General features: G+C 52.9%; 26 protein-coding genes and 1 pseudogene. 17 read left to right on the top strand and 10 right to left on the bottom strand.

Annotated elements, in window-relative coordinates:
- From IKE44_RS12430 to IKE44_RS12420, 3 genes are all read left to right on the top strand, one after another.
- Complete coding sequence (locus IKE44_RS12430) at window positions 1-768, top strand: thiazole synthase (protein WP_287466056.1); 768 nt, start codon at window positions 1-3, stop codon at window positions 766-768.
- Entirely contained in the window at window positions 765-1790 is a 1026-nt protein-coding gene (locus tag IKE44_RS12425) for a thiazole biosynthesis adenylyltransferase ThiF (protein WP_033013858.1), read from the top strand. Before IKE44_RS12430 ends, IKE44_RS12425 begins: the two co-directional genes overlap by 4 nt.
- 463 nt (window positions 1791-2253) lie before the next feature.
- Window positions 2254-3528 (top strand): hemolysin family protein, encoded by a 1275-nt coding sequence (locus IKE44_RS12420; RefSeq protein ID WP_049624768.1) that lies wholly within the window; start codon window positions 2254-2256, stop codon window positions 3526-3528.
- 87 nt (window positions 3529-3615) lie between these two features.
- Here the strand turns inward: IKE44_RS12420 and IKE44_RS12415 are convergent, their stop codons facing one another.
- Window positions 3616-3828 (bottom strand): alpha/beta-type small acid-soluble spore protein, encoded by a 213-nt coding sequence (locus IKE44_RS12415; protein WP_011230133.1) that lies wholly within the window; start codon window positions 3826-3828, stop codon window positions 3616-3618.
- 289 nt (window positions 3829-4117) lie between these two features.
- Here IKE44_RS12415 and IKE44_RS12410 point away from each other — a divergent pair, with 289 nt between their 5' ends.
- Complete coding sequence (locus IKE44_RS12410) at window positions 4118-4360, top strand: hypothetical protein (RefSeq protein WP_033013856.1); 243 nt, start codon at window positions 4118-4120, stop codon at window positions 4358-4360.
- Between the two features lie 54 nt (window positions 4361-4414).
- Here IKE44_RS12410 and IKE44_RS12405 read toward each other — a convergent pair whose 3' ends face one another.
- The 3 genes from IKE44_RS12405 to IKE44_RS12395 form a co-directional block, all read right to left on the bottom strand.
- Window positions 4415-5527 (bottom strand): ABC transporter ATP-binding protein, encoded by a 1113-nt coding sequence (locus IKE44_RS12405; RefSeq protein ID WP_033013855.1) that lies wholly within the window; start codon window positions 5525-5527, stop codon window positions 4415-4417.
- 131 nt (window positions 5528-5658) lie between these two features.
- Window positions 5659-6549, bottom strand: a complete 891-nt coding sequence (locus IKE44_RS12400) for a PucR family transcriptional regulator (RefSeq protein WP_033011061.1) — start codon at window positions 6547-6549, stop codon at window positions 5659-5661.
- Window positions 6550-6631: 82 nt separating this feature from the next.
- Complete coding sequence (locus IKE44_RS12395) at window positions 6632-6820, bottom strand: hypothetical protein (RefSeq protein ID WP_033011064.1); 189 nt, start codon at window positions 6818-6820, stop codon at window positions 6632-6634.
- 193 nt (window positions 6821-7013) lie between these two features.
- On the opposite strand from IKE44_RS12395, the gene IKE44_RS12390 reads away from it, so the two are divergent.
- Window positions 7014-7415 (top strand): hypothetical protein, encoded by a 402-nt coding sequence (locus tag IKE44_RS12390; RefSeq protein ID WP_033013854.1) that lies wholly within the window; start codon window positions 7014-7016, stop codon window positions 7413-7415.
- Here IKE44_RS12390 and IKE44_RS12385 read toward each other — a convergent pair.
- Genes IKE44_RS12385 through IKE44_RS12370 form a run of 4 tightly spaced genes read right to left on the bottom strand, consistent with a single transcriptional unit; the run spans window position 7375 to window position 12031 of the window.
- The gene (locus IKE44_RS12385; protein WP_049626075.1) at window positions 7375-8538 is read right to left on the bottom strand and encodes a YheC/YheD family endospore coat-associated protein; all 1164 of its coding nucleotides are present in this window, start codon (window positions 8536-8538) and stop codon (window positions 7375-7377) included. The two genes, IKE44_RS12390 and IKE44_RS12385, sit on opposite strands and share 41 nt — an antisense overlap.
- Window positions 8535-9884 carry a YheC/YheD family endospore coat-associated protein gene (locus IKE44_RS12380; RefSeq protein WP_033013852.1) on the bottom strand — a complete coding sequence of 450 codons (1350 nt, stop codon included), beginning with the start codon at window positions 9882-9884 and terminating at the stop codon, window positions 8535-8537. Before IKE44_RS12380 ends, IKE44_RS12385 begins: the two co-directional genes overlap by 4 nt.
- On the bottom strand, window positions 9881-10948 hold the full coding sequence (locus IKE44_RS12375; protein WP_049624767.1) for a YheC/YheD family endospore coat-associated protein: 1068 nt from the start codon (window positions 10946-10948) through the stop codon (window positions 9881-9883). Before IKE44_RS12375 ends, IKE44_RS12380 begins: the two co-directional genes overlap by 4 nt.
- A gap of 6 nt (window positions 10949-10954) precedes the next feature.
- The gene (locus IKE44_RS12370) at window positions 10955-12031 is read right to left on the bottom strand and encodes a YheC/YheD family endospore coat-associated protein (RefSeq protein WP_049624766.1); all 1077 of its coding nucleotides are present in this window, start codon (window positions 12029-12031) and stop codon (window positions 10955-10957) included.
- Window positions 12032-12156: 125 nt separating this feature from the next.
- Here IKE44_RS12370 and IKE44_RS12365 point away from each other — a divergent pair, with 125 nt between their 5' ends.
- The 4 genes from IKE44_RS12365 (at window position 12157) to IKE44_RS12350 (ending at window position 16461) form a co-directional block, all read left to right on the top strand.
- Window positions 12157-13290, top strand: a complete 1134-nt coding sequence (locus IKE44_RS12365; RefSeq protein WP_049624765.1) for a DUF445 domain-containing protein — start codon at window positions 12157-12159, stop codon at window positions 13288-13290.
- Between the two features lie 90 nt (window positions 13291-13380).
- Entirely contained in the window at window positions 13381-13740 is a 360-nt protein-coding gene (locus IKE44_RS12360) for a YlbF/YmcA family competence regulator (protein WP_033013848.1), read from the top strand.
- A gap of 133 nt (window positions 13741-13873) precedes the next feature.
- Window positions 13874-14737, top strand: coding sequence for a Cof-type HAD-IIB family hydrolase (locus IKE44_RS12355; RefSeq protein WP_049624764.1), 864 nt, complete (start codon window positions 13874-13876; stop codon window positions 14735-14737).
- Window positions 14738-14955: 218 nt separating this feature from the next.
- The gene (locus tag IKE44_RS12350; protein ID WP_287466051.1) at window positions 14956-16461 is read left to right on the top strand and encodes a coproporphyrinogen III oxidase; all 1506 of its coding nucleotides are present in this window, start codon (window positions 14956-14958) and stop codon (window positions 16459-16461) included.
- A gap of 37 nt (window positions 16462-16498) precedes the next feature.
- Here the strand turns inward: IKE44_RS12350 and IKE44_RS12345 are convergent, their stop codons facing one another.
- Window positions 16499-16684: a YhzD family protein gene (locus IKE44_RS12345; protein WP_015374028.1), complete on the bottom strand. Its 186-nt coding sequence runs from the start codon at window positions 16682-16684 to the stop codon at window positions 16499-16501.
- A gap of 149 nt (window positions 16685-16833) precedes the next feature.
- On the opposite strand from IKE44_RS12345, the gene IKE44_RS12340 reads away from it, so the two are divergent.
- From IKE44_RS12340 to IKE44_RS12310, 7 genes are all read left to right on the top strand, one after another.
- Window positions 16834-17733: an ABC transporter ATP-binding protein gene (locus IKE44_RS12340; RefSeq protein ID WP_033011573.1), complete on the top strand. Its 900-nt coding sequence runs from the start codon at window positions 16834-16836 to the stop codon at window positions 17731-17733.
- Window positions 17726-18955, top strand: a complete 1230-nt coding sequence (locus IKE44_RS12335) for an ABC transporter permease (RefSeq protein ID WP_049624763.1) — start codon at window positions 17726-17728, stop codon at window positions 18953-18955. Before IKE44_RS12340 ends, IKE44_RS12335 begins: the two co-directional genes overlap by 8 nt.
- A gap of 117 nt (window positions 18956-19072) precedes the next feature.
- Window positions 19073-20050, top strand: coding sequence for a 3'-5' exoribonuclease YhaM (gene yhaM, locus IKE44_RS12330; protein ID WP_033013845.1), 978 nt, complete (start codon window positions 19073-19075; stop codon window positions 20048-20050).
- A gap of 27 nt (window positions 20051-20077) precedes the next feature.
- Window positions 20078-20206, top strand: a complete 129-nt coding sequence (locus IKE44_RS12325) for a hypothetical protein (RefSeq protein WP_033013844.1) — start codon at window positions 20078-20080, stop codon at window positions 20204-20206.
- 107 nt (window positions 20207-20313) lie between these two features.
- Window positions 20314-20502: a sporulation YhaL family protein gene (locus IKE44_RS12320; RefSeq protein ID WP_033011581.1), complete on the top strand. Its 189-nt coding sequence runs from the start codon at window positions 20314-20316 to the stop codon at window positions 20500-20502.
- Window positions 20503-20627: 125 nt separating this feature from the next.
- Window positions 20628-21710 carry a 3-phosphoserine/phosphohydroxythreonine transaminase gene (serC, locus tag IKE44_RS12315; protein WP_033013843.1) on the top strand — a complete coding sequence of 361 codons (1083 nt, stop codon included), beginning with the start codon at window positions 20628-20630 and terminating at the stop codon, window positions 21708-21710.
- A gap of 93 nt (window positions 21711-21803) precedes the next feature.
- The gene (locus IKE44_RS12310; RefSeq protein WP_033013842.1) at window positions 21804-22328 is read left to right on the top strand and encodes a tryptophan transporter; all 525 of its coding nucleotides are present in this window, start codon (window positions 21804-21806) and stop codon (window positions 22326-22328) included.
- A 111-nt stretch (window positions 22329-22439) separates the two neighbouring features.
- On the opposite strand, the gene yhzF is transcribed toward IKE44_RS12310, so the two are convergent.
- Window positions 22440-22625 carry a membrane protein YhzF gene (gene yhzF / locus IKE44_RS13795; protein ID WP_483299810.1) on the bottom strand — a complete coding sequence of 62 codons (186 nt, stop codon included), beginning with the start codon at window positions 22623-22625 and terminating at the stop codon, window positions 22440-22442.
- 159 nt (window positions 22626-22784) lie between these two features.
- On the opposite strand from yhzF, the pseudogene IKE44_RS12305 reads away from it, so the two are divergent.
- Window positions 22785-22922 (top strand): annotated as a pseudogene (locus IKE44_RS12305) (HTH-type transcriptional regulator Hpr); the annotation flags it as partial.
- Window positions 22923-23064: the final 142 nt, after the last annotated feature.

The raw sequence follows: 23064 nt of genomic DNA, 5'->3' as shown, positions 1-23064 counted from the left end.
ATGCTGAAAATTGGTCCGTATGAATTCTCTTCGCGGTTGTTGCTCGGGACGGGCAAATATCCGAGCCTTGAGGTGCAAAAAGAAGCGGTGGAAGCATCCGGCGCAGAAATTTTGACCTTTGCCGTCCGGCGAATGAACATTTTTGCGCCGGAGCAGCCGAATTTTTTAGAGCAGCTTGATTTAAGCCGATATAAGCTTCTGCCCAATACCGCCGGGGCAAAAACGGCTGAGGAAGCGGTCCGCATCGCCCGACTGGCCAAAGCATCGGGGCTATGTGATATGATTAAGGTAGAAGTGATCGGCTGCGACAAAACGCTTCTTCCCGACCCGGTTGTGACGTTAAAAGCAGCGGAAATGCTGCTGGAAGAAGGGTTTATCGTCTTGCCGTACACGTCTGATGACGTCGTGCTCGCCAAGCGCTTGCAAGAGCTTGGCTGCCATGCCGTCATGCCGGGGGCATCGCCGATCGGGTCCGGGCAAGGCATCCTTAACCCGCTCAATTTGAGCTTTATCATCGAGCAAGCGACCGTGCCGGTGATCGTCGATGCCGGCATCGGCGGGCCGGCCGATGCGGCGCTGGCGATGGAGCTTGGCGCGGATGGGGTGCTGTTGAATACGGCCGTGTCCGGCGCAGCTGATCCCGTAAAAATGGCAAAAGCGATGAAGCTGGCGGTGGAAGCGGGACGGCTCGGTTATGAAGCCGGGCGCATCCCGAAAAAACGATACGCGTCAGCAAGCAGCCCAACGGAAGGAATGAGTGTTGTTTGAATGAACGGTATTCCCGGCAACAACTATTTGCGCCGATTGGCGAGGAAGGGCAAAAGAAAATACGGGAAAAGCACGTCGTCTTAATCGGCGCCGGAGCGCTCGGCACAGGAAACGCCGAAGCGCTCGTGCGCGCCGGCATTGGCAAACTGACGATCATTGACCGCGATTATGTCGAATGGAGCAACTTGCAGCGCCAACAGCTTTACAGCGAAGTGGATGCGAAAGAGCGGCTGCCGAAGGCGATCGCGGCCAAGCGGCGGCTCGAGCGAATCAACAGCGAGGTCAAGATCGACGCGATAGTCGGTGAGGCTGACGCCGAACAGTTGGAATCATTGGCTGTCGAACAGCGGCCCGACCTATTGATCGATGCGACGGACAACTTCGATGCGCGCATGATCATCAATGATGTTGCCTACAAATATGGCATTCCGTGGATTTACGGCGCCTGCGTCGGCAGCTATGGATTAAGTTACGCGTTTATTCCCGGACGTACCCCATGTTTATATTGCTTGCTTGAAACGGTGCCGCAAGGGGGATTGACATGCGACACGGCCGGCATTATCAGTCCGGCAGTGCAGATGGTCGTCAGTTACCAAGTGGCTGAGGCGTTGAAAGTTTTAGTCGAGGACTGGGCCGCGCTGCGCGGCAAGCTCGTTTCGTTTGATCTTTGGACGAATGAATACGCAGCGATTCGCATTGACGCGGTCAAAAGAGACGACTGTCCGACGTGCGGACATCGTCCATCTTATCCGTTTCTTTCTTATGAACATCAGACGAAGACCGCTGTGCTGTGCGGGCGCGACTCGGTGCAAATTCGCCCGTCTTCCCGGCGCCAGTACGATGTAAACGAATTGGCATCTCTTTTTCGCCGCCAAGGGCTCCGGGCCGAAGCGAATCCGTATCTCGTCTCCGTATCGCTCGGCGCCAAGCGGCTTGTCGTATTCGCCGACGGGCGCGCGCTTGTGCACGGCACAAAGGATGTGAACGAGGCGAAAACGATTTATTACCGTTATTTAGGATGAAAACGGGGACCTCTTTTTTTGAGTCCCTGTTTTTTTTAGTCACAAAACTGTCAAAAAGCCGTCTTGTTTTCCCTGTTTTTCCCGCTATCCATATAGTACGATGAAGGTAAGAAGGAAAAGGGAGGGGAGATGGATGGATGAGTGGTCCGTCACGTTGAACATCGCCTCGTTGGTAGTGCTTGTCTACTTTATTGGCTCCTGCTGGATCGAATCGTAAAACGCGCCGGCGCACCTCGGCGCGTTTTTTGAGGTGGATTTATGGTAATATATGGAAAGTAATTCCTCCCGCTATAGTCAGCTGGCGAAAAATTTGTTATATTTAAGGTAAGGAACGGAAACAGCTGCCGATAGCCGCGCAGCCTCATTCCGCCCGATGCCGAAAGTTTTGCTTCAGCAGGCATGTTTTGGGAAAGGAATGGATATGAATAACATAGTCATGGTCCGATAGGAGTGTGAAGATTCGTTGGAAGAGTGGCCGTTAAGGTTGTTCGGTTGGTTTTTCCTTTTCTTGCTCGCGAACGCATTGTTTGCATCGGCTGAGGCGGCGTTTTCATCCGCCAGCAAAGCCCGGTTAAAACACTACGCGGAAGAGCATTCAAACAACAAGCGGCTTCAAGCAGTGGTCGGGCATCTTGACCGTGCATTGTTAGCGCTTGCTATGGCCAGCCGTCTAACAGGCATCATCGCGGTGGCGCTATTTATCGAGATCGCTGCTTCTCTGCTTGGGGAGCAGACCGGTTTATTTGTCGCCATTGCGGTCATGACCGTTTTGTCTGTCGTCTTCGGTGAAATTTTGCCAAAATCGATGGCGAAAGAGTACGCGGAGCCGCTCGCCATCCGGTATGCCGGCCTGGCCTATGGGCTGATGAAGCTCATGGTGCCGATTACGGCATTGTTTCAAGCCCTGAAAGAGCGTATGACCCGGCGATTCGCCAACGGGGCTGCCGTGCCGGCCGTCACGGAGGAAGATATTAAGGTGATGGTCGAGCTGAGCGAAGAAGAAGGGGTTATCGACAACAAGGAAAAAGAGCTGATTCAACGTTCGCTCGATTTTGATGAAATTTTAGTCGGAGAAATTTTTACGCCGCGCGCCGATATGGTGGCGGTCGAGGTCAACCAGCCGATTGAAGAGATTCGCGATGTATTTTTGGAGGAAAAATATTCCCGAATCCCGGTCTATGAAGGGGATATTGACAACGTAATCGGCATTTTGTCGGAAAGTGACTTTTTCAGCGAACTTGTCCAAAAGCGTGACGTGTGCGTCCGCGAGCTGTTGCGCCAGCCGCTGTTTGTCGTCGAATCGATGAAAGTGTCCGATTTGCTGCCGGAGCTGCAAAAAAGCAAAGTGCATATGGCGATCGTTGTTGACGAGTTCGGCGGCACGGCCGGCTTGATTACGCTTGAGGATATTCTTGAGCAAATCGTCGGCGAAATATGGGATGAGCATGATGAAGCGGTAAAAACCGTGCGTCAAATCGATGAACATAGTTTTGAATTCAGCGCTGAACTGCCGCTTGACGAATTTTGCGAAGTGATGAACATCGACGTGCCGGAAAGTGAATCGCATACGTTGGGTGGCTGGATTTTTGAAATGTTTGAGCGCATTCCGGCGGTCGGCGAAACGTTGCAATACGGCCCGCTGACGTTGACCGTCCGCCAAGTCGACAACCGTCGCATCCGCAAAGTGCTTGTTTCCTTGAGCCAGCAACCGCTCGCCGAGCAGGCGGGGGGCGTCTAGGCGCTTTCGGACCGCATGAATATAGAAGAGCCCCAGGCTGACTGCCTGGGGCTTTTGCCATCTATTATGAAGTTGTCTGTCAACCGGTTATTGAATGTTGCCGAATTGGCCGCCGAGTTGTTGTTGAGCCATCGCTACAAGGCGTTTGGTAATTTCCCCGCCGACCGAACCGTTTGCGCGCGAAGTCGTGTCAGCGCCAAGGTTTACACCAAATTCTTGGGCGATTTCGTACTTCATTTGGTCGATCGCTTGTTGGGCACCAGCGACGAGCAGTTGGTTATTGTTGTTGTTGCGTGCCATAGTTGATCATCTCCCCTTAGAAATTTTGATGGCTGGGTTGGCTGGATTTGCACCAGCGCTGCACGCGAAGAAGCGTGCTGCCAAGCTTGGCTGAACCCAACGGCCCACCTGCTTTTGCGTTCGCCAGCGGAAGTGTTTTGGCATGCGTCCTGTTTCGCTGGCGGTACTCATAGTTTGGAACGTTTTTTGCCCGTTATTCACTGCGATAATATGGTAATTTTTTACGTTTTATCGACGCCGTCATTAGGAAATATGTAAAAGTAAGAGGCATCTTAGAGGAGGAAGCAGCATGAATGTGTGTCCACTTTGCAACGGGCTGCGCCGGGTGACAGTGTATTGCAGCTATTGCCGGCAGCCGATGGAAGACCAAGGGAAAGTGACGGATTATTTCGATGACTACAGTCCGTACATGGATGCGGATGTGATGAAGCTTGCTGACGGTTACCCGCACACATATCGAAACCATGAATGCGTCCATCTGTTCTATTGCCCGCACTGCCGGGAGGAGGAGGTGCGGTTCATTAAAGAATAGGCTCTAGCGATGCGCTAGAGCCGAATAAGTCTATATACAAACAATGGGGGGAGCTTACTTCTCATCCGCCGCCCGGATGCGCCGCTCCGTCTCGACGTCGAAGAAATGCGCTTTGTTCAAGTCAAACGCAAGGTCGATGCGGTGGCCCGGCTTGATTTCCGTGCGGGCGTCAATGCGGGCGACAAACTCCTGGCCGCCGATGTTTGAATAAATCATCGATTCGGCGCCAAGCAGCTCAGCGACTTCAACATGCGCGGTAATTTTTGTCATTGGCGATGCCTCCAAGAAGAGCGGCTCATCATGAATGTCTTCCGGACGGATGCCCAAAATGACTTCCTTGCCGACGTACCCTTGGCTGCGCAGCACTTTCATTTTCCCTTCTGGCACGCCGAATGTCGTCTGGCCGACGACAAACTTGCCATCTTGCAGCGTTCCTCTAATAAAGTTCATCGCTGGCGAGCCGATAAAGCCGCCGACGAAGATGTTTTCCGGTTTCTCATACACTTCGCGCGGCGTTCCGACTTGCTGGATGACGCCGTCTTTCATGACGACGAGGCGGGTGGCCATCGTCATCGCTTCCGTTTGGTCATGGGTGACGTAAATCGTTGTCGTTTCAAGACGCTGATGGAGTTTGGCGATTTCCGAGCGCATTTGCACGCGTAATTTGGCGTCCAAGTTTGAAAGCGGTTCGTCCATTAAAAACACTTTCGCATCGCGGACGATGGCGCGTCCCAATGCTACGCGCTGCCGCTGTCCGCCGGAGAGCGCCTTCGGTTTGCGGTCCAAATATTGCTCAAGGCCGAGAATGCGAGCTGCTTCACGGACGCGTTTCTCGATTTCCGCTTTCGGGAACTTGCGCAGTTTTAAGCCGAACGCCATGTTATCATAGACGCTCATATGCGGATAAAGGGCGTAGTTTTGGAATACCATGGCAATATCGCGGTCTTTGGGCGGTACATCGTTCACTCGTTTTCCATCGATGTAGAGATCGCCTTTAGAAATTTCCTCCAGGCCTGCAATCATCCGCAATGTTGTCGACTTGCCGCAGCCGGACGGACCGACAAAGACGATGAATTCCTTATCTTGAATATGTAAGTTAAAATCTTTTACAGCCGTGACATTGTTATCGTAAATCTTATACACATGATCCAACACGAGTTCCGCCATCACGAATCCCCCTTTATTGAAATCGTTTTCTCACACTCATATTATATAGATGAATGTGAATATTCGTGAATAGACAAGGTGCACAAAAAAAGTCGCCCGTTTTCGGCAACATGACGGGGAAGCGTCCGCTGCTACGCACGGCGTTGGTGCAAAATAGCCAAATAGGCAGCCGCGGCGCCTTTAAACCGCTTGATGTCAATGCCGGTTTGCTCGGCCCATTTGTCGATCCGATATTGCAAGCTATTGCGGTGCATATATAGTTTTTTCGCCGCCATGGAGACGTTTAAATTGCACTCTAAAAATGTTTCCATGGCGCGCACTTCCTCTTCGCCCAGCCCATCGAGAAACGATAAAATTTGCCCTGTCTTGCCGTCGTCTGCTGCGCTTTCAAGGAGTGGAAGCGGAATGACGTCCTCCCATTCGTACACCGTCTGTTTCGGCCAAAAGCGCCGGGCGGCGGCAAAACATTGCTGCTCGAGAAGGAACGACTCGTACAGCTCCCCGTTCACCGGGCGAACGGGGCCGATCAGCAAATGCATCGTCGCATAAAAATCGGCGGCGAGCGCATCCGCCATTTCGGCCAGCAAGAGCGGCTCGGCCGTCCGTTTTTGTTTGGCCTCAATCAGCAGCCCGCGCTTGTCTTCATTCCAAACGATCAGCACCCGCGAGGCAAATAGGTTGTGGATCGTTTCGGCAAATTCCTGTTTGTTGGCGATCGGGCGATTGACGAGAAAATGAATGAACCGGCAGTATGGGGCAGAGAGCATCGCAGGAGCGTCGGGGCGGCCGGTGGCCATCCATTGTTTCCACGCCCGTTCTTCTTCGCTTTCCGGCTCCCGCCGGCGGTTGGCTGGGGTCAATAACAGCGCCAACAGCTGCCGCTCTCGTTCCGTCAACCGCTCTTTGGCGATGCCCACCTCATCGCCCCCGGCGGTGTAAAACCATTCGTACGCCTCGGGATCGGCCGGTTGACCGTTGATGATAATGTCCCCTTTATAAAGTGATTCGAGCTCTTTTAACATCACGGCGCCCCCTTTTCTACCTTTTTTCATTCATTATAACAGAAAGGCCGATTTTCCTGGTGGACAGGAAAATCGGCTCCGTTTACTCGCCGGCGTCGTATGGCGGTTCTTCTTTGACCAGGTCGCGCGCTTCTTCGATGTTGACCTCATCACCGCGGCCGTGCACGACGCCGCCAGCCATCCCTTCATTAATCATGCGGTCAATATCCATGTAATATTCATCGCGCCCCTCATATAAGGCGTCTTGGCGCCCCGCTTCGTTCCGCTCCATGGTTTCGCTCCTTCCTCATCGTTTTTTCCTAGTTTGTCCGAAACAGGCATAGACTATCCGCTTCGCTCATATGGATGAAAGAGGACTGGCAAGAAGGAGGGTGTAAGGGATTTTGTCGAAAAATATTTTTTGGACATCCCTGAGGAGCCGAAAAGCCTTGATAAATCAACATTTCTAGAGGGAGGGAAATAGGGTGGTTGCTGTGATCAAACAATTGCTGGAAACGACCGCTGCGGCTGAAGAAAAAGCTCGTCAGTTGGCAGCGCTTGAAGAAGACGGGCAAACATGGGAAACGTATTTCGCCGAGGTTCAGCGACAACGTCAACTTTGGCAGTATGTTCACCATTTGATGACCGGTGCAGGCTGGGGTGAGAGAAAGAAACAGCAAGAAGCGGCCAGCACTGGCCGCTTCGAGTTGCTGCAAGCGCTGACCGCCGATGAGTGGAAAAAAGCGAAGCTGTGCCGACAAGTAAGTCAGCGTTTAAGCGGAGCCGTCCGGCAGGCGGCAGACGGTGTGCTGCAGCAGGCACTTCGTTATAGCAAAGAATTTTTTGCTATGGCGCAAGATGAGCTAGTTCGGCAAACAGTCGATTGAGCCGCTGAAGCCGACGTGCTTCAATATCCGGCTCGTCAAAAGCCATCGGTTTGGCGTTTATTTCATAAATGTAAAGCTCCTGCTGTTTTCCGACGCCGATGTCGGCAGAAAATTCGCCGACAAGGCCGAACTGCTCGTTGAGGCGTTCGCCGCTCCAGGCGATGAGGCGCTCGAGCGCCTGTTCATCAATGCGGCTTTGAATTTCCGAATACGGAAGGATCGTTCCGCCGTGAAATACATGGGTTGTCAACGACCGAGGGCCGGCGAGGCGGACGCCGACGCCGGTGATCGTATGGCGATGGCGCTGCCAGTGGGCGAGCACGCGCAAATCGTAACGGCGCCCGTTCCATGTGTCTGTACAGGCGGCTGCTTGAACAATATAACGATGGGATTGGACAAGCGGCTCTAGCTCGTCGAGCGACCTTACCCGTTTTTGGCCGCGGGGGGATTCGCATATGGCTCCCGCCCCAGGCGAGGCGGTGAGACGGAGCAATCCGCTCCCCCTTGCCCCGTCGTCTCGTTTCAAGTAAATACAGCCGTATTGATGGAGCCAAGAGTGAATATCAGCCAACGAACGGACCGGCGCCGTTGGCAGCAGGTGAGGCCAAAGACGGCGGTCCGTCTGCAGCGCGCGGCAAACGTCCGATTTGCGGAAAAAAGAGCGGTTGACGAGCGGGATGCCATGGGAGGCAAGCCGGGCGGCTGCTGTTTGAAACGGCTCACTTTGTTCTTCTTCCCGGCTTTTGACTCGGTTGTAGACGACGTCCGGCAACGGAGTGGACGATTCGACAAACCGTTCGAGCGCCGGGGCGAATACATAACCGGAGACCATATTCTCGCCAATGCCGGCCGCGGTGCTGACGATGGCGATGCCGCCATCAGCATGAAGCGAGCGGATGACGGTCTCCACCCATGGTTTCCTTCCGCCAAGCAAAGCCGAAATGGATGATTCGCTCACCAATATGCCGACAAGCGGCCCGACCCGCCCGTTTTGCTCGTTGACCGCAAAGGTAAGATCGGGGAGGGAGGCGGCGGCAAGCTCGCCGCGGCCTAACCGATAGAAGCCGTCCGGCCGCCTGCTCACCCATTCATTGGCGTCGCGCCGGTAACCGATCGTGATCATAGTCCAAACGCCTCTGGATCGATGATGGCCGTTTTGCTTAGATGGACCGCATAGGCAAGCGGCAGCAGCGCCGTCCGCTCATCAGCCTCCTTGAGGCCCGGGTGTTTAAAGATGGAGCGCCCCGGTTTGGAATTGGCTTCAAACATCCAAATGTTTCCCTGCTCATCTACCCCAAAATCAAAACCGATTTCGCCAATTAACGTGTCTGATGTTTCATCGAGGCAACGGCTAAGTGTCAAGGCGGCGTCGCGGAGGCGGGCGAGCACCGTTTCGCGCTTGGCGGTGTTTGGAAAAATTTCTTCCAATGTTTTGACCATGCCGCCGCTGTTCATATGGGTCGTAATGCTTCGCCGCCCGGCTATTTTGGCGGCGACGGCGCTTACTTGCCATTGGCCGTTTTCATTTTTGTTCGTATGGACGCGGAAATCTGTCGGCCGTCCGTTGATGGTGATGAGCGGGACGGCTTGCTGAATGACGTAACGATGAAGCGGGGCGTGGGTGAGCAAATGATGCCATAGCGCCATGGCGGTCGGAAACAGCGTTGTTTTCGTTTCGCCGTGTTCGTCACGAAAGCGGCATTCGTATGCATCCTTTTTTTTCACCAAATGGTAAATGCCGCGCCCGAGGCTGCCATCAGCCGGTTTCACATACGCTCCCGTATATCGGTTGAGAAACTGTTCGATCGTCTGCCGCGTGACATAGGCGGAGGTTTCCGGCAAATATGGCCGTGCGTCGCGATGGACGGCAAGCCGGCGGTACACCTCCCATTTATTGAAAAAGCGTCCGTTGAACACTGGAATGCCATAGGCGGTCTGCAGCGTTTTCGTCACGGTTTGGAACATGTCGTCATTTTCAATGCGCCGGTTCGGCAGGCGGTTGTAAATCACCGTCGGCAACGGAACCGTATGCCGTTCCCAACCGCGTTCCGTGTAAAAATAGCCGTTGACCGTTCCATGCTCCCAGTCGATATGAGGAAGGCCAAACAAGAAGGCGAACCCGCCGACTTGTTTTTCTTGCGCTAACAGTTTGGCGAAGAAAAAACTGCGCCCTCCGACCGGACGATGGGGCGACTTGGTAAATCCAGCAGTGAAAACGCCGACGAGCGGTCCGATATGGACGGCTTCGTCAGTCAAAAACACGTGCACCTTAGCGGCAAACGGGATCAACAGACGCTGGGCGACATCGCCGGCGACGATGATGCTGTCGGACGGTCCGGAAGATGAGATGATCGTGCATGGAGCGAGGAAGCTGCCAAAGGCAACGGCTGTTCGTCCGTCCGCTTTCAGTGAGGAGGGAAGGATAACTGTATTGGACTCGTTGTCATCAATGACCAATGGATAGATCATCGGTTGGCCACCTCGCTCGCCAAAAACCGGCAATACTGAAGCGGCGCTTCGTAAATATCGTTTTGCTGCTCTGGCGGAAGAAGGCTGATGATTTTCCTTCCCGGCTTGGAATTGACGTCCAAAATCCAAACCGCTCCGTTGTCAGCAACGCCGAGATCCAGACCGATTTCAAACAACGGACCGAGTTCATTGTCCATATAAGCCGGCAACGTACGGATGATCGTGTCAATGCCATCCAGCACTAAGATGCGTTTCGAAGAAGGAAGGTGGTCGAACCAGTCAGCGAACGGGCGCATGTCTGCACCAGCACGGAGATTGGCCACCCACGTTCCAGGGCGTCCGATGCGCACAGCCCGCACCCGTTCAACCCAGCGTCCGGTTTCATCTTTTTGCAGCAGAAAGCGAAAGTCGAACGGTTCTCTTGCCTCGGTGGAGAGGGAGAGAAGCGGTTGAAGCGCATAGCCGTCCCGGCGCTGCAAGGAAGCGACGAATTGTTCAAGTTCGTTTCGGCGGGTGATCACGGCCCGCTCTTGGCCGCACCCGTCTTGAACGGACAATGTCTTCCCTTTCTTCTGGATAATATAAATGCCGCGTCCGCCAGATCCGTGCACCGGTTTGGCGACGATGGCTTGTTCATGGCGAAGGAGATCAAGCACGTGATCGGCGCGCTCAAGACGGACGGTCGGCGGCACATATGCCGACAACAGCGGATGGGCGGAAAGCGTCTCATAGACGCTCCACTTGCCGGGCAGGCCATAGCCTAAAAACGTGACATCCGGGCGTTGCTTCAGCCAATGCATAATCGGTTTCGCTTTTTTGGAACGGTCGTCGTGGCCGTAAAAGCAACGGTCGTACAAAAACGGCGGAATGGGAAAGACGGCATCGGTCCATTCTCCACTTTTGTCATCAAAGACGACACCGCGGACATTTTCCGTTCGCGGGTCGATCGCCAGCGGCGAAAAACGGTATATGGAAATGCCATACTGATTGGCGCGGCGGGCTACCTCGGTGCAGTACGAGCTTTCCTGTTGCTCATCAAGGGTGACAAAACCGAGTGAAATCAATGTCGTTCACTCCTTTTCTTCCATCAATGTCAGGCAATAATCAATCACGGCTTTCGCGGATGGGCGCACCGTTTGTTGAGAAAACGTCATTTCCGCCTGTTTGGACGGTTTTGTATTCACTTCGATGATCCATGGCCGTCCATGGACGTCAATGGCCAGATCGACGCCAAACTCTCCATACAGTCCTTCCGCTTCCGAGGCGAGAACGGCGGCGGATTCCAGTGCGATTTCTTTCAGAAGCTGTTTCTGCTGGAACACGTCCGCTCTCGTATACCACTTCCGCAAGACATCATTGACTGCCATCAGTACTCCGCCGCGGGCAAGGTTCGCGACAAACTGCTCGGGAGGGGCCGCGCGGGCGACCGCTGACGTGACGCGCCAATCGTTGTGGCGGATGCGATGGCAAAGAAGGCGAAAATCGACAGGGCGGCCGTCAATCGTTTGAAGTTCAAGGCCTTGCTGGATGATCATCGGCGTCCGGATTTGTGGCTGCAAGGCAGAAACGGCCGCGGCAACCGAGCGGTATAGCGCCGATGACGAAGAGGTGGAACGGCGGAGACAAATTCCTTTATCGGTGCATTCAATGCGGAAAATCCCCCGCCCTTGGCTTCCGTGCACAGGCTTGAGAAAGACGGACGGGAAGGCGGCGAGAAACGCCTCGAGTGAGTCTTGGCCGTCCCACAGCGCCGTTTTCGGCAAGTACGGATGCAAGTACTCATGCCGCTCCAAATAACGGTGCACCTCCCATTTATGCAAAAAGCGGCGGTTGAACATCGCCCCGTCTTCCTCGTCAAGCCGGGCGAGCAGCTGCTGAAAGGCAGGCGCATATTCAGACTTGCGGGAGTGAAGGCGGTTGTAGACGACGTTCGCCCGCGGCACGCCCCCCTTGATCCATTCGCTGCCGGTTAACCGATATCCGGTGTGCTGCAAATAGAGTGACGGCGATGTGACATAAACAAAAAGGCTGTGCGTTTCTCCATATTTTACTAGTTCCTCACAAAAAAGGTGGATGGAGCCAAAAGAGGCCCGTTCCCGGTCTTCCTTTATTTCAGTCAATACGGCAACGGTTCGTTGGTTGCTCATCGCAGTCCCTCATTTGCGCATTTGTCAGGCAAGTTCTATAATGAACAATTAGGCAAACGTTTATATCGTATCGTATGATGAGAGCCGCTGTTTGGTGACAGCGGCGCGGATGAAAGGGGAAGGCGATGGGGACGTTCATTTATTTGTCGTTTATGGTGGCGGTTGGAGCGCTTATCGGCGGGGTGACGAATTTGATCGCCATTGTCATGTTGTTCCGCCCGCACGAGCCGATGTACTTGTTTGGGAAACGGCTACCGTTTACGCCCGGCTTGATTCCAAAACGGAGGCGGGAACTGGCGGAACAGCTTGGGAAAACGGTTGTCGAGCATTTGGTGACGCCGGAAGGGCTCCGGCGTAAGCTCAACGATTCAGCCTTCATGGCGGAGGTGGTTGAGGAAGGACGGAAGTGGCTGAAACGGTGGCTGGCGCGCCGGGAGACGCCGGCGCAGTTGCTTGAGCGTCTCGGCATTCGTTCTCCGGATGAGCGTCTTGAGGCGTTGGCGGCCGGACAAGCCGCGCAGGCGTATGAGCGATGGAGCCAAACGTGGCGCACGCGGCCGATTTGCGATATACTGCCGCTTGAGTTGAAAGAAACGATGGAAGCGCGCATCGAGCAGCTGGCCGGTTACTTGGCCGACCGGGCGCTCGAGTATTTCAGCAGCGCGGAAGGAAAACAACAGCTTTCCGGCATGATCCAACGCTTTTTTCAAGAGCGGGGAATGGTCGGGGGCGTGCTGCAAATGCTGCTTGGCAATGTCAATTTAGTGGATAAAGTGCAGCCGGAAATCGGCAAATTTTTGCGCCATGCCGGCACAAGGGCGGCGATCGCTCGCCTCCTTTGGACAGAATGGAACAAATGGATTGACTATCCGCTGGCAACGGTGGAGGAGATGGTCGGACGAAGACGCATGAGCGAGGCGGTGCAGGCCGCAGCCCGCGGCCTCGTCCGGGGAAGCGGCTGGCTGCACCGCCCGCTCGCCGATCTTCTTGCGCCATATGAACAGGACGTACTCGACCGGTTCGTTCCGCAGGCGGTTGCCGCTGCTGTCCGCCTGCTCGGCGATCAGATGGAGTCGGTTGTGGCGAAGCTTGGATTGGCAGATGTCGTTCGTGATCAAGTCGAATCGTTTTCGCTCCGAAGGCTGGAGGCGATCATTTTGGCCATCGCCCGACGCGAGCTGAAGATGATCACCTATTTAGGCGCTGTGCTTGGCGCAATAATCGGCGCCGTCCAGGGCATGATCGGCCTATGGTTGTAGCAGCGAGTCAGTTGTAGCAGCGAGTCATATGACCGCCGACTGGCGCATACGCTAGAACGTAAACGATATTGAAGTGGGAGGCTTCTTCTTATGTCCGAATCTCTTCGTGCGCTCGCAAGACAGCTTGAACAGGCGATCTGGGCGAGCGAGCCGTTTCAGCAGCTGAAACAGGCGTACGATCATGTCCGACACGACGACACCGCCTATCGGCTATTTGCTAACTTCCGTGACATTCAGCTTCGGCTACACGAAAAACAAATGCGTGGAGCCGCTATTTTGCCGGATGAAATTGAACAGGCGCAAAAGGCGATGGCGCTTGCCCAGCAAAATGAGAAACTGGCCCGTCTGATGGCGCTCGAGCAGCAAATGAGCATGACGATCGCGGAAGTGCAACAAATCGCCATGAAGCCGCTTGAAGAGCTGCATCGTTCATTTATGGAAGGAAGGTAGGAAAAACACCCGGTCGGGTGTTCTTTTTTTGCCCGTTTCGTCATAGTCATAAAAATGATAAGGAATGCAAAGCCGCCCCCAGCTTGCTGGCGGCGGCAAGAGAGGTTGAGACGGACAAAAGGGGGAGACAGCCGTGTATAAGCTGTTGGCACTCAACATTGACGGAACGATTTTAAAAAACAACGGCCGCCTGCCGCGCGAAACAAAAGAGGCGGTCGACTATGTGAAGAAAAAAGGAGTTTATGTTACGTTAATCACGAGCCGCAATTTGCTTTCCGCCCGCAAAGTGGCGAAAGCGCTGCGGCTTGATGGGATGCTCATTGCATTCCAAGGAGCGATGATTGCCAGAACGCTTGATGATAGGCTGTTTGACGCCGTGATCCCTGAGGAGCGGACGTTTAATATCGTGCAAATTTTGGAAAATTTCAACTGCAACATCCGCCTCATGCATGAGCGGTATTCGCTCGGCAATCGGAAGAAAGTGAAGAAAAACCTTGTCGTGCAAACGGTTCTCTCCTCAAGCGACCCGTTTTTCTATCCGACTCAATTTGTCGATTCACTTGGCGATGTGCTGATCGACGAACCGATCGCTGTGCCGAAAATTGATGTATATTTTGCTACAGACGAACAGAGGGATGCAGCGGCCGCTTTATTGACGAAATCGATTCCGTCCATTGATATGATTATGCAGCCAAACGGAAAAATGGAAATTGTCCCGCAAGGAGTGTCTAAACTAGCGGGGTTGCGCCGGCTGGCTCAACATATCGGCGTGTCGTTGAAAGAAACGGTTGTCATTGGCGACGGCCTTGACGATTTGCCGGCGATTGAAGCGGCTGGGCTCGGCGTCGCCATGGGGAACGCGCCGCTTGAGGTGAAGCGGGCGGCCGACTGGGTGACGCGTTCGAACGAACAGCTCGGCGTCGCCTACATGGTGAAAGAACATTTCCGCAAGCAGCAGCGAATCGAGTTTTTGCAAAAACTCAAAACGAAACAGTAAGAGGCTTGAGCGGGGAGCGAACCGTGAGCGGACAACTGGCGCTTGCCGTTTTCACGAAAATCATAAAAATGAGGCCGGAGCGAATGTCCGGCTTTTTTTTTTAATCTAGTTGGCCGGGAGAGAGTCATTTCCATAAAGTCGGCGGCAAAGGTGCATTCTTCCGCTTGACGAAGGAAACAGCCGTTCAGTACACTGAAAGAAGTTTGAAAGAAAAGGTGATGAACGTGCGGATCGAAATTCAAGGACTGCCGCATCCGGAACGGTTTCAGCGCCCGCTTGAGGTGATGACCGAGCTGTTCTTCGAAGCGCCGGAGCTGTTGCTCGTGCCGCTTCCCGAGGCCGATATGGCCGTTATGTTTTCCGTCAAGAAAGACGGGGGCATCGCTGTTTCGGGGACGCTGCTTGACAAGACGTCGGGGCGCGTGGAGGAAGTAAGTCATGAATGCAGCACGCCGGCGGATGCTGACGGGAAAACGTACGAAAAACAGCTGAAAAACGCCGTTTTGCATGTCTATTTGACGTTGCTTGAGCGTTCTACCGGCCTCATTCAGCCGTGGGGCGTGCTGACCGGCGTCCGCCCGGTCAAGCTGCTTCATCAGCTTTTGCGCTCAGGCCTTTCGAAAGAAGAGGCGCATCGGAAGCTGGCCGAGGAGTACTTGGTGACTAAGGAGAAAATCGAACTAATGCAGGCGATCGTGGATCGCCAGCTCACGGTCGTGCCGGATTTATACGATTTGGCTCATGAAGTGAGCATTTATATCGGTATTCCGTTTTGCCCGACGAAATGCGCGTATTGCACATTTCCAGCGTACGCCATCAACGGCCGCCAAGGGTCGGTCGACGCCTTTTTGGCCGGCCTTCATTACGAAATGGAAGCAGTCGGCCGCTTTTTGCGCGAGCGCGGCATTCGCATTACGACGATCTACTACGGCGGCGGGACGCCGACGAGCATTACGGTCGACGAGATGGACCGGTTATACGCTCATATGTATGACGTATTTCCAGACGTCGACCGCGTCCGCGAAATCACGGTCGAAGCCGGGCGTCCGGATACGATTACGCCGGAGAAGCTCGAAGTGTTGAAAAAGTGGCGGATCGACCGCATCAGCATTAACCCGCAATCCTACATTCAGGAGACGTTAAAAGCGATCGGGCGCCATCATACGGTCGAAGAGACGATCAACAAGTTTCATTTAGCAAGGCAAATGGGTATGAACAACATTAATATGGATTTAATCATCGGACTGCCCGGCGAGGGTCTGGCGGAATTTACGCATACGCTCGCCGAGACGGAGCGGCTCATGCCGGAATCGCTCACCATCCACACGCTGTCATTTAAACGGGCGTCGGAAATGACGAAAAACAAACAAAAGTACAAAGTCGCCAGCCGCGAGGAAGTGCAGGCGATGATGAAGGCGGCCCAGGAGTGGACAAAGGAGCACGGTTATGTCCCATATTACTTGTACCGACAAAAAAACATTCTCGGCAACTTGGAAAACGTCGGCTACGCCTTGCCGGGGCACGAGAGCCTATACAACATTATGATCATGGAAGAACAGCAGTCGATCATCGGCCTTGGCTGCGGGGCGTCAAGCAAATTCGTCGATCCGAAAACGCGGAACATCACCCGCCAGGCGAATCCAAAAGAGCCGAAAGTGTACAACGAACATTTCGCCGAATATACGGAAGAGAAAATCAATATATTAAAGGGAATATTTGGATAAATAACAACACCCCGGGAACAACCCCGGGGTATTTTGATTAGCGGTGAAATAAAATGAGCTTGCCGCTGGCATTGACGCAACGGTGTGTTTTGTCCCAACAGCCGCGCTCACGCAATTTTTGCTCGCCGATTTTTTTCGCTTCTTCATCATTGGCGGCTTCAAACGTTTCATCAAGCAATTTTTCCCCGTCGCGCTCAAACGCGGTCAACGTATACGTCGGCATGTCACCATCTCCTTTCTCTGAATCATCATTCATTTCTCTTTCGTTTAGAGGTTGGATCGGCAAATTCCTGCTTTTATCTGAAACTTTTTTTTAGATGGCACGTTTTAATAGTGTGAGTGGAAAATTTGTTTTGTGTTGGGGGAATGTGGATGAGTTTGGAGATCATTGAGGTGACGAAACGGTTTGGCCAGACGACGGCCGTCGACCATTTGACATTGACGGTTCCAGAAGGGGAGATGTTCGGGCTGCTTGGGGCGAATGGAGCGGGAAAAACGACGACCTTTCGCATGATTTTAGGCCTTCTGCTCCCGACGGAAGGGGTGATCCGTTGGCAAGGCGAACCGATTGATGACTCGAAAAGCCATCTGATCGGCTATTTGCCGGAAGAGCGCGGGTTGTACCCGAAGCTGAACGTGCAAGAGCAGCTTCTGTATTTAGGGCGGTTGCGCGGAATGAAAAAGACGGATCTTCTTCCGGAAATCGACCGCTGGCTTGAGCGCTTCCATATCCGCGATTACGCCAACAAGCGGGTGGAGGAGCTGTCGAAAGGCAACCAGCAAAAAATCCAGTTTATCGCTGCTGTGCTTCATCGACCGAAGCTATTAATCTTGGATGAGCCATTCAGCGGCCTTGATCCGGTGAACGTGGAACTGTTGAAAGAAGCGGTGCTTGATTTAAAACGGAACGGCACAACCATCGTCTTCTCAAGCCATCGGATGGAGCATGTCGAAGAGCTGTGCGAACATGTCTGCATTTTGCGCCGCGGCCGCGCGGTGGTGGCGGGAGCGCTGCGTGAACTGAAACGTTCGTTTGGCAAGCAAATTCTTATCATTCAAGGAGACGGACCGTTTGAACAATTGGCGCGGTTTCCTGGTGTTTTGCAGTGGAAGCGGACGGCGGAAGGGGTGCGGCTGCAAATCGCCAATGAGGAGACGGCGCAAGCGATACTCGGTCATATAGCAGGAAAATTCGCGGTTCGTCTGTTTGCCTTGGAGGAACCGTCTCTGAATGATATCTTTATTGAAAAAGTAGGTGCGGCGTATGAATAAGTTTTTCCTTGTGGCGGTACATACGTATCAGACGAAGCTGAAGGCGAAAGCATTTTTGGTGACCACTGCCATCACTTGCCTGTTGATCATCGGGGTGGCCAACATTCAGCCGATCATTGAGTTTTTCACCGGTGATGAAAAGCCTCATGTCGCGGTCATTGACCGCACGGGATCTTTGTACGGTCCGCTTGCGAAGCAGGCAAACCATAATCAAATCGCGTTGACGAAAATTACGGATATGGAAAACGAAGCGAAAGAAGCGGTCAAAGAAGGCAAATGGGACGGATTGCTCGTCTTGTCGATGGATGCGAAAGGATTGCCGGCAGCGGTGTATTATGCCAATACGATTGTGGACAATCAGACGCCTGAGGAGTTGGAACGAGCGCTAAGCCAGCTGAAAACAGCACTTTCAGCCGCTAAGCTCGGCCTGACGGATGAACAAATGGCAGAGCTTTCCAAACCGGTTCCGTTCCAAAAGGTGGCATTGGAAAAAAACGCGAAGACGGAAGAGGAGTTGAACCAAGCGCGCTCTCTCGTTTATGTCCTTCTGTTCGCGATGTATATGTTTGTTTTGATGTATGGAGGAATGATTGCGACGGAGGTGGCGACGGAAAAATCGTCGCGCGTGATGGAAATTTTAGTGTCAAGCGTCCCGCCGGTCCAACAGCTGTTTGGCAAAATCATCGGCGTTGCTCTTGTGAGCTTGACGCAATTTTTCGTTTTTTTCGCCGTCGCTTTCGCCGCGTTAAAAACGAGCGGACAGGAAGTGTGGCGTTTCCTCGGATTGGATCACCTGCCGGCCTCGATCTTTGTGTATGCACTCGTTTTTTTCTTGCTCGGTTACCTCTTGTACGCGGTGCTGTTTGCCGTGCTCGGTTCGCTCGTCAGCCGGGTCGAAGATGTACAGCCGGCGATTACGCCGGTCATGATGTTGGTTGTCGCTGCCTTTATGATCGCGATGTTTGGCTTGAATGCGCCAGAGTCGGCGTTCGTGACCGGCGCCTCGTTTGTTCCCTTTTTCGCTCCGATGCTCATGTTTTTGCGCATCGGCCTCGTTTCCGTGCCGGGGTGGGAAGTGGCGCTTTGCCTTGTGCTTTTAGCGGCGACGATTGCCTTGCTGATCTATTTTGGCGCCAAAGTGTACCGAGGCGGCGTGCTGATGTATGGACGAATGAACATTTTCAAGGATATAAAACAGGCCATCCAGCTGACAAAAAAATAAACAGTGGACGGGCCGTTTGGGCTAATGTTCCCTTGCCGTTTCGGCAAGGCTTTCTTTTTGCCCTTTGCCCGTTATGATATACTAGAAAATACGTACAGAGAAACGGAGGAGAACGAAGTGGCGAAAGGCATCATCCATTATGAGGTTGGGGAACAAGTTGATCTCTTTTTGCTCATCAAATCCGCAACGAAAGGCATCGCCAGCAATGGCAAGCCGTTCTTAACGTTGATTTTGCAAGATAAAAGCGGCGACATTGAAGCGAAACTGTGGGATGTCTCGCCAGATGATGAAGAGCGGTATGTGCCGGAGTGCATCGTCAAAGTGGCGGGAGACATCCATAACTACCGTGGCAAATTGCAGTTGCGCATCCGTTCGATCCGTCCTGCTCATCCGGGCGATGCGGTGCGCATCGATGACTTTTTGGAGACGGCTCCGCTCGGGCGCGAGGAAATGAAGGCGAAAGTCATGGAATACATATTTGCGATGGAAAATCCAAACATCCAGCGCATTACCCGCTATTTGTTGAAAAAATACGAAAAGGCGTTTTTTGAGTACCCAGCGGCGACGAAAAACCATCATGAATTCATCTCCGGACTGGCGTACCACGTCGTGTCGATGCTTGAACTCGCCAAGGCGCTCGTCCATCTCTATCCGTCGCTCAATAAAGATTTGCTTTATGCCGGCGTCATTTTGCATGACCTTGGCAAAGTGATGGAATTATCTGGTCCGGTATCGACGGTGTATACGCTGGAAGGAAATTTGCTCGGACACATTTCGATCATGGTGAGCGAGATCAGCAAGGCGGCGGAACAGCTCGGCATTCAAGGTGAGGAAGTCGTCATTTTGCAGCATCTTGTGCTCGCGCATCATGGCAAGGCGGAATGGGGCAGCCCGAAGCCGCCGCTTGTCAAAGAAGCCGAGGTGCTTCATTACATTGACAATTTGGATGCGAAAATTACGATGATCGACCGTGCGCTTGAGAAAGTAAAACCAGGTGAATTCACCGAACGCGTCTTTGCCCTTGACAATCGCTCGTTTTACAAGCCGGTGTTTTTATCTGTTTCAAAGCCAAAAAATGCGGGTAGTAAAGAGTAGGGGGGCGGATCAAGGGAGGGATGGATCATGATCGAACCGATCATTGAAATCGTCCCGACATCCCAGCACGAACAGGCGAAAGAAACGTTGAGCGAACTGCGCCGACAGTGGAAGAAAACGAAGAAGAAAACAAAGAAGAAGCGAAACGAAGCATAAGCGTTGTCCCGAGGAAAGAGGCGGTGTCCCCGCCTCTTTCTTCATGCATACAGCTGGCCGTTCACGCGTATAGTGTAGTAAGACAAGCGTACAAGGAGGGGATGGCGATGTTCAGTTTGCCATGGTGGATTTATTTGGTCGTGGCCGGCATTATTTTCAGCGGCTACATGACTGTAAAAACAGCGGCGCGCGAGCGGGAAATCGACGAGGCGTTTATAGAAAAAGAAGGCGAAATTTATATGGAGCGCATCCGTCAAGAACGGGAGCGGCGGAAGCAAGCGAAGTCCTTGCAATAGCCAAGGGCTTTCTTTTTTTGATTTTTGAAAACGATTTTTTCAAAAAATTCTCTTTCTTTTTTTTTTTGAATCGTGTTAGGATAGTAATATCAACGGACTACCAGGAGGCAAAGTGAGGGATAACAATGAAACGCGCGTACAACTTCAACGCTGGCCCGTCCGCGCTTCCGCTTCCGGTGCTTGAGCGGGCGCAAAAAGAGCTGCTTAATTTTCAAAACACCGGCATGTCGGTGATGGAATTAAGCCACCGAAGCAAGGAATACGAGGCGGTGCACAATGCGGCGAAAGAGCGGCTCAAGCGACTTCTAAATGTGCCGGACGGGTATGACGTTTTATTTTTGCAAGGCGGGGCGAGCTTGCAGTTTTCGATGGTACCGATGAACCTCCTCACGGAAGGGAAAATCGGCTGTTATGTGCTGACCGGGGCGTGGTCGGAGAAAGCGCTGAAAGAAGCGCAAAAAATCGGTTTGACAACGGTTGTCGCGTCGAGCAAAGAAGCGAACTACACGTATATTCCGCCGCTCGATGATGTGAAATGGCCGAAAAACGCCGCCTATGTCCATATTACGTCCAACAACACGATCTTCGGTACTCAATGGAAGGAATTTCCGGACACGCCGGTTGACCTGGTCGCGGATATGTCGAGCGATATTTTAAGCCGTCCGTTCGATGTCAGTCAATTTGCCCTCATTTACGCCGGGGCGCAGAAAAATCTCGGCCCGTCAGGAGTCACGGTTGTCATTCTCCGCAACGATTTGCTGGAGCGCATTCCGGACGGGCTGCCGACGATGCTTGATTACCGAACGCACCAGAAGAGCAATTCGCTGTACAACACGCCGCCGACGTTTGCGATTTACATGCTGTCGCTCGTGCTCGAATGGGTCGAAGAGCAAGGCGGTGTGGCGGCGATGGAAGAGCGCAACCAGCAAAAGGCGGCCATGCTGTATGAGGCGATTGATGAAAGCGGCGGCTTTTACAAACCGCACGCCGAAAAGGGGAGCCGTTCGCTCATGAACGTCACCTTTACGCTTCCAAATGAGGAGCTGACGAAAACATTCCTCGCCGAGGCGAAAGAACGCGGGTTTGTCGGGCTCGGCGGGCACCGATCGGTCGGCGGCTGCCGGGCGTCGATTTACAATGCGGTGCCGCTTGAGGCGTGCGAAGCGCTCGCATCGTTTATGAACGATTTTCGCCGCCGCTTTGCCTGAAACTTTCTTCTTCACTTTTGTATTGCAAAGTGATATAATAATAGAAAATTCTCGAGCATGAGAATAGATGAGAATAGATGAGGAGAGATGAGCATGAATGCCAGAACATTAGTATTGATGGCGCTGTTAGTCGGAATCGGAGCCGTGTTGCACGCCGCCATTCCGGGGTTGTTTTTCGGAATGAAGCCGGATATGATGCTGGCGATGATGGTGTTGGCGATTTTGCTGTTTCCAAACGTCAAGGCAGCCGGTCTTGTCGGCGTCGCCACCGGGTTGATTTCCGCCATGACAACGACATTTCCGGGCGGGCAGCTTCCGAATATGATCGACAAAATCATCACGGCCTTCGTCGTCTTTGCCCTGATCTTTGCGGTGAAAAAGTACAGCCAGACAGTGGCCGGGGCGGCGGTGCTGGCGGCTGTCGGCACCGTCATTTCCGGGTCGGTGTTTTTAACCGCGGCTCTCCTTATTGTTGGGTTGCCGGGTGGAACGACCTTTTCCGCGCTGTTTGTCACGATTGTGCTGCCAACCGCGGCGTTAAATGCGGTGGCCATGGCCATTATCTATCCGATTGCGGCGTCCATCTTCCGGCGGATGAACGTCACAGCACACGTGTAAACGGCAAAAACCCGATCATGACTGGTCGGGTTTTTTACTATCAAACAGGCGGAACGATGCTGGTTTGCAGCTCCTTCCCTGCCTTTATTTATTTGAAAATTCAAACAAACGCTAAGCGTAGCTGAGAAGCCAGGCGGCAAACAGACAAAGCGATGCTATTCCAATATAGCGCAAAGCTTGCTCTTTGAGCAGCGCCTTTGGCGGGTACGCCCGCGCTTTCCATAAAGAAAAGAAAGTGTTTATAAAAAGACAGAAAAATACGAATCCGATTGCGGTAAGCATCCATTGTATATACATCATTGCGTTTTCCCTCCTGTATGCGGCAGTCTCCTTAGGCTTATTACTATGAATATGCAAAAAAAATCATAAAAATAAATATTTTTGTCTTTATTCTTTTTTGTTTTATTGATATAATAGGAAATAAAAAATACGGTGAGGGAAAGAGTGGGTGGAACGATGAAGGGGACAGAACAGCATTATTCCGTTAAAGAGGCAATGCTATTTAGCCAACGGATCGCCCAGCTGAGCAAGGCGCTATGGAAATCGATTGAAAAAGACTGGCAGCAATGGATCAAGCCATTCGATTTGAACATTACCTGAATCCGTGACAGCAGCTCATCAAAAGCACCGGAAAACGTAATCATATCAAGGGTTTAGCCCAGTTTCGGATGTTCACTTATTGAGTGAAAAGCAAAAAGTGTGATATTTGTTGATTTATCAAGCTTTCTCAGCAGTT

It is taken from the genome of Geobacillus sp. (assembly GCF_017515625.1).
In the GTDB taxonomy this organism is placed as follows: Bacteria; Bacillota; Bacilli; order Bacillales; family Anoxybacillaceae; genus Geobacillus; species Geobacillus stearothermophilus.
This window is presented reverse-complemented; position numbering and strand designations above follow the sequence as displayed.

Coding starts and splice junctions, on each gene's coding strand:
- IKE44_RS12430 (WP_287466056.1), top strand. CDS start 1: ATGCTGAAAATTGGTCCGTATGAATTCTCTTCGCGGTTGTTGCTCGGG.
- IKE44_RS12415 (WP_011230133.1), bottom strand. CDS start 3,828: ATGGCACGCAACAACAACAATAACCAACTGCTCGTCGCTGGTGCCCAA.
- IKE44_RS12410 (WP_033013856.1), top strand. CDS start 4,118: ATGAATGTGTGTCCACTTTGCAACGGGCTGCGCCGGGTGACAGTGTAT.
- IKE44_RS12405 (WP_033013855.1), bottom strand. CDS start 5,527: ATGGCGGAACTCGTGTTGGATCATGTGTATAAGATTTACGATAACAAT.
- IKE44_RS12400 (WP_033011061.1), bottom strand. CDS start 6,549: ATGTTAAAAGAGCTCGAATCACTTTATAAAGGGGACATTATCATCAAC.
- IKE44_RS12395 (WP_033011064.1), bottom strand. CDS start 6,820: ATGGAGCGGAACGAAGCGGGGCGCCAAGACGCCTTATATGAGGGGCGC.
- IKE44_RS12385 (WP_049626075.1), bottom strand. CDS start 8,538: ATGATCACGATCGGTTACCGGCGCGACGCCAATGAATGGGTGAGCAGG.
- IKE44_RS12380 (WP_033013852.1), bottom strand. CDS start 9,884: ATGATCTATCCATTGGTCATTGATGACAACGAGTCCAATACAGTTATC.
- IKE44_RS12370 (WP_049624766.1), bottom strand. CDS start 12,031: ATGAGCAACCAACGAACCGTTGCCGTATTGACTGAAATAAAGGAAGAC.
- IKE44_RS12365 (WP_049624765.1), top strand. CDS start 12,157: ATGGGGACGTTCATTTATTTGTCGTTTATGGTGGCGGTTGGAGCGCTT.
- IKE44_RS12360 (WP_033013848.1), top strand. CDS start 13,381: ATGTCCGAATCTCTTCGTGCGCTCGCAAGACAGCTTGAACAGGCGATC.
- IKE44_RS12350 (WP_287466051.1), top strand. CDS start 14,956: ATGAACGTGCGGATCGAAATTCAAGGACTGCCGCATCCGGAACGGTTT.
- IKE44_RS12345 (WP_015374028.1), bottom strand. CDS start 16,684: ATGCCGACGTATACGTTGACCGCGTTTGAGCGCGACGGGGAAAAATTG.
- IKE44_RS12340 (WP_033011573.1), top strand. CDS start 16,834: ATGAGTTTGGAGATCATTGAGGTGACGAAACGGTTTGGCCAGACGACG.
- IKE44_RS12335 (WP_049624763.1), top strand. CDS start 17,726: ATGAATAAGTTTTTCCTTGTGGCGGTACATACGTATCAGACGAAGCTG.
- IKE44_RS12325 (WP_033013844.1), top strand. CDS start 20,078: ATGATCGAACCGATCATTGAAATCGTCCCGACATCCCAGCACGAACAG.
- IKE44_RS12320 (WP_033011581.1), top strand. CDS start 20,314: ATGTTCAGTTTGCCATGGTGGATTTATTTGGTCGTGGCCGGCATTATT.
- serC (WP_033013843.1), top strand. CDS start 20,628: ATGAAACGCGCGTACAACTTCAACGCTGGCCCGTCCGCGCTTCCGCTT.
- IKE44_RS12310 (WP_033013842.1), top strand. CDS start 21,804: ATGAATGCCAGAACATTAGTATTGATGGCGCTGTTAGTCGGAATCGGA.
- yhzF (WP_483299810.1), bottom strand. CDS start 22,625: ATGTATATACAATGGATGCTTACCGCAATCGGATTCGTATTTTTCTGT.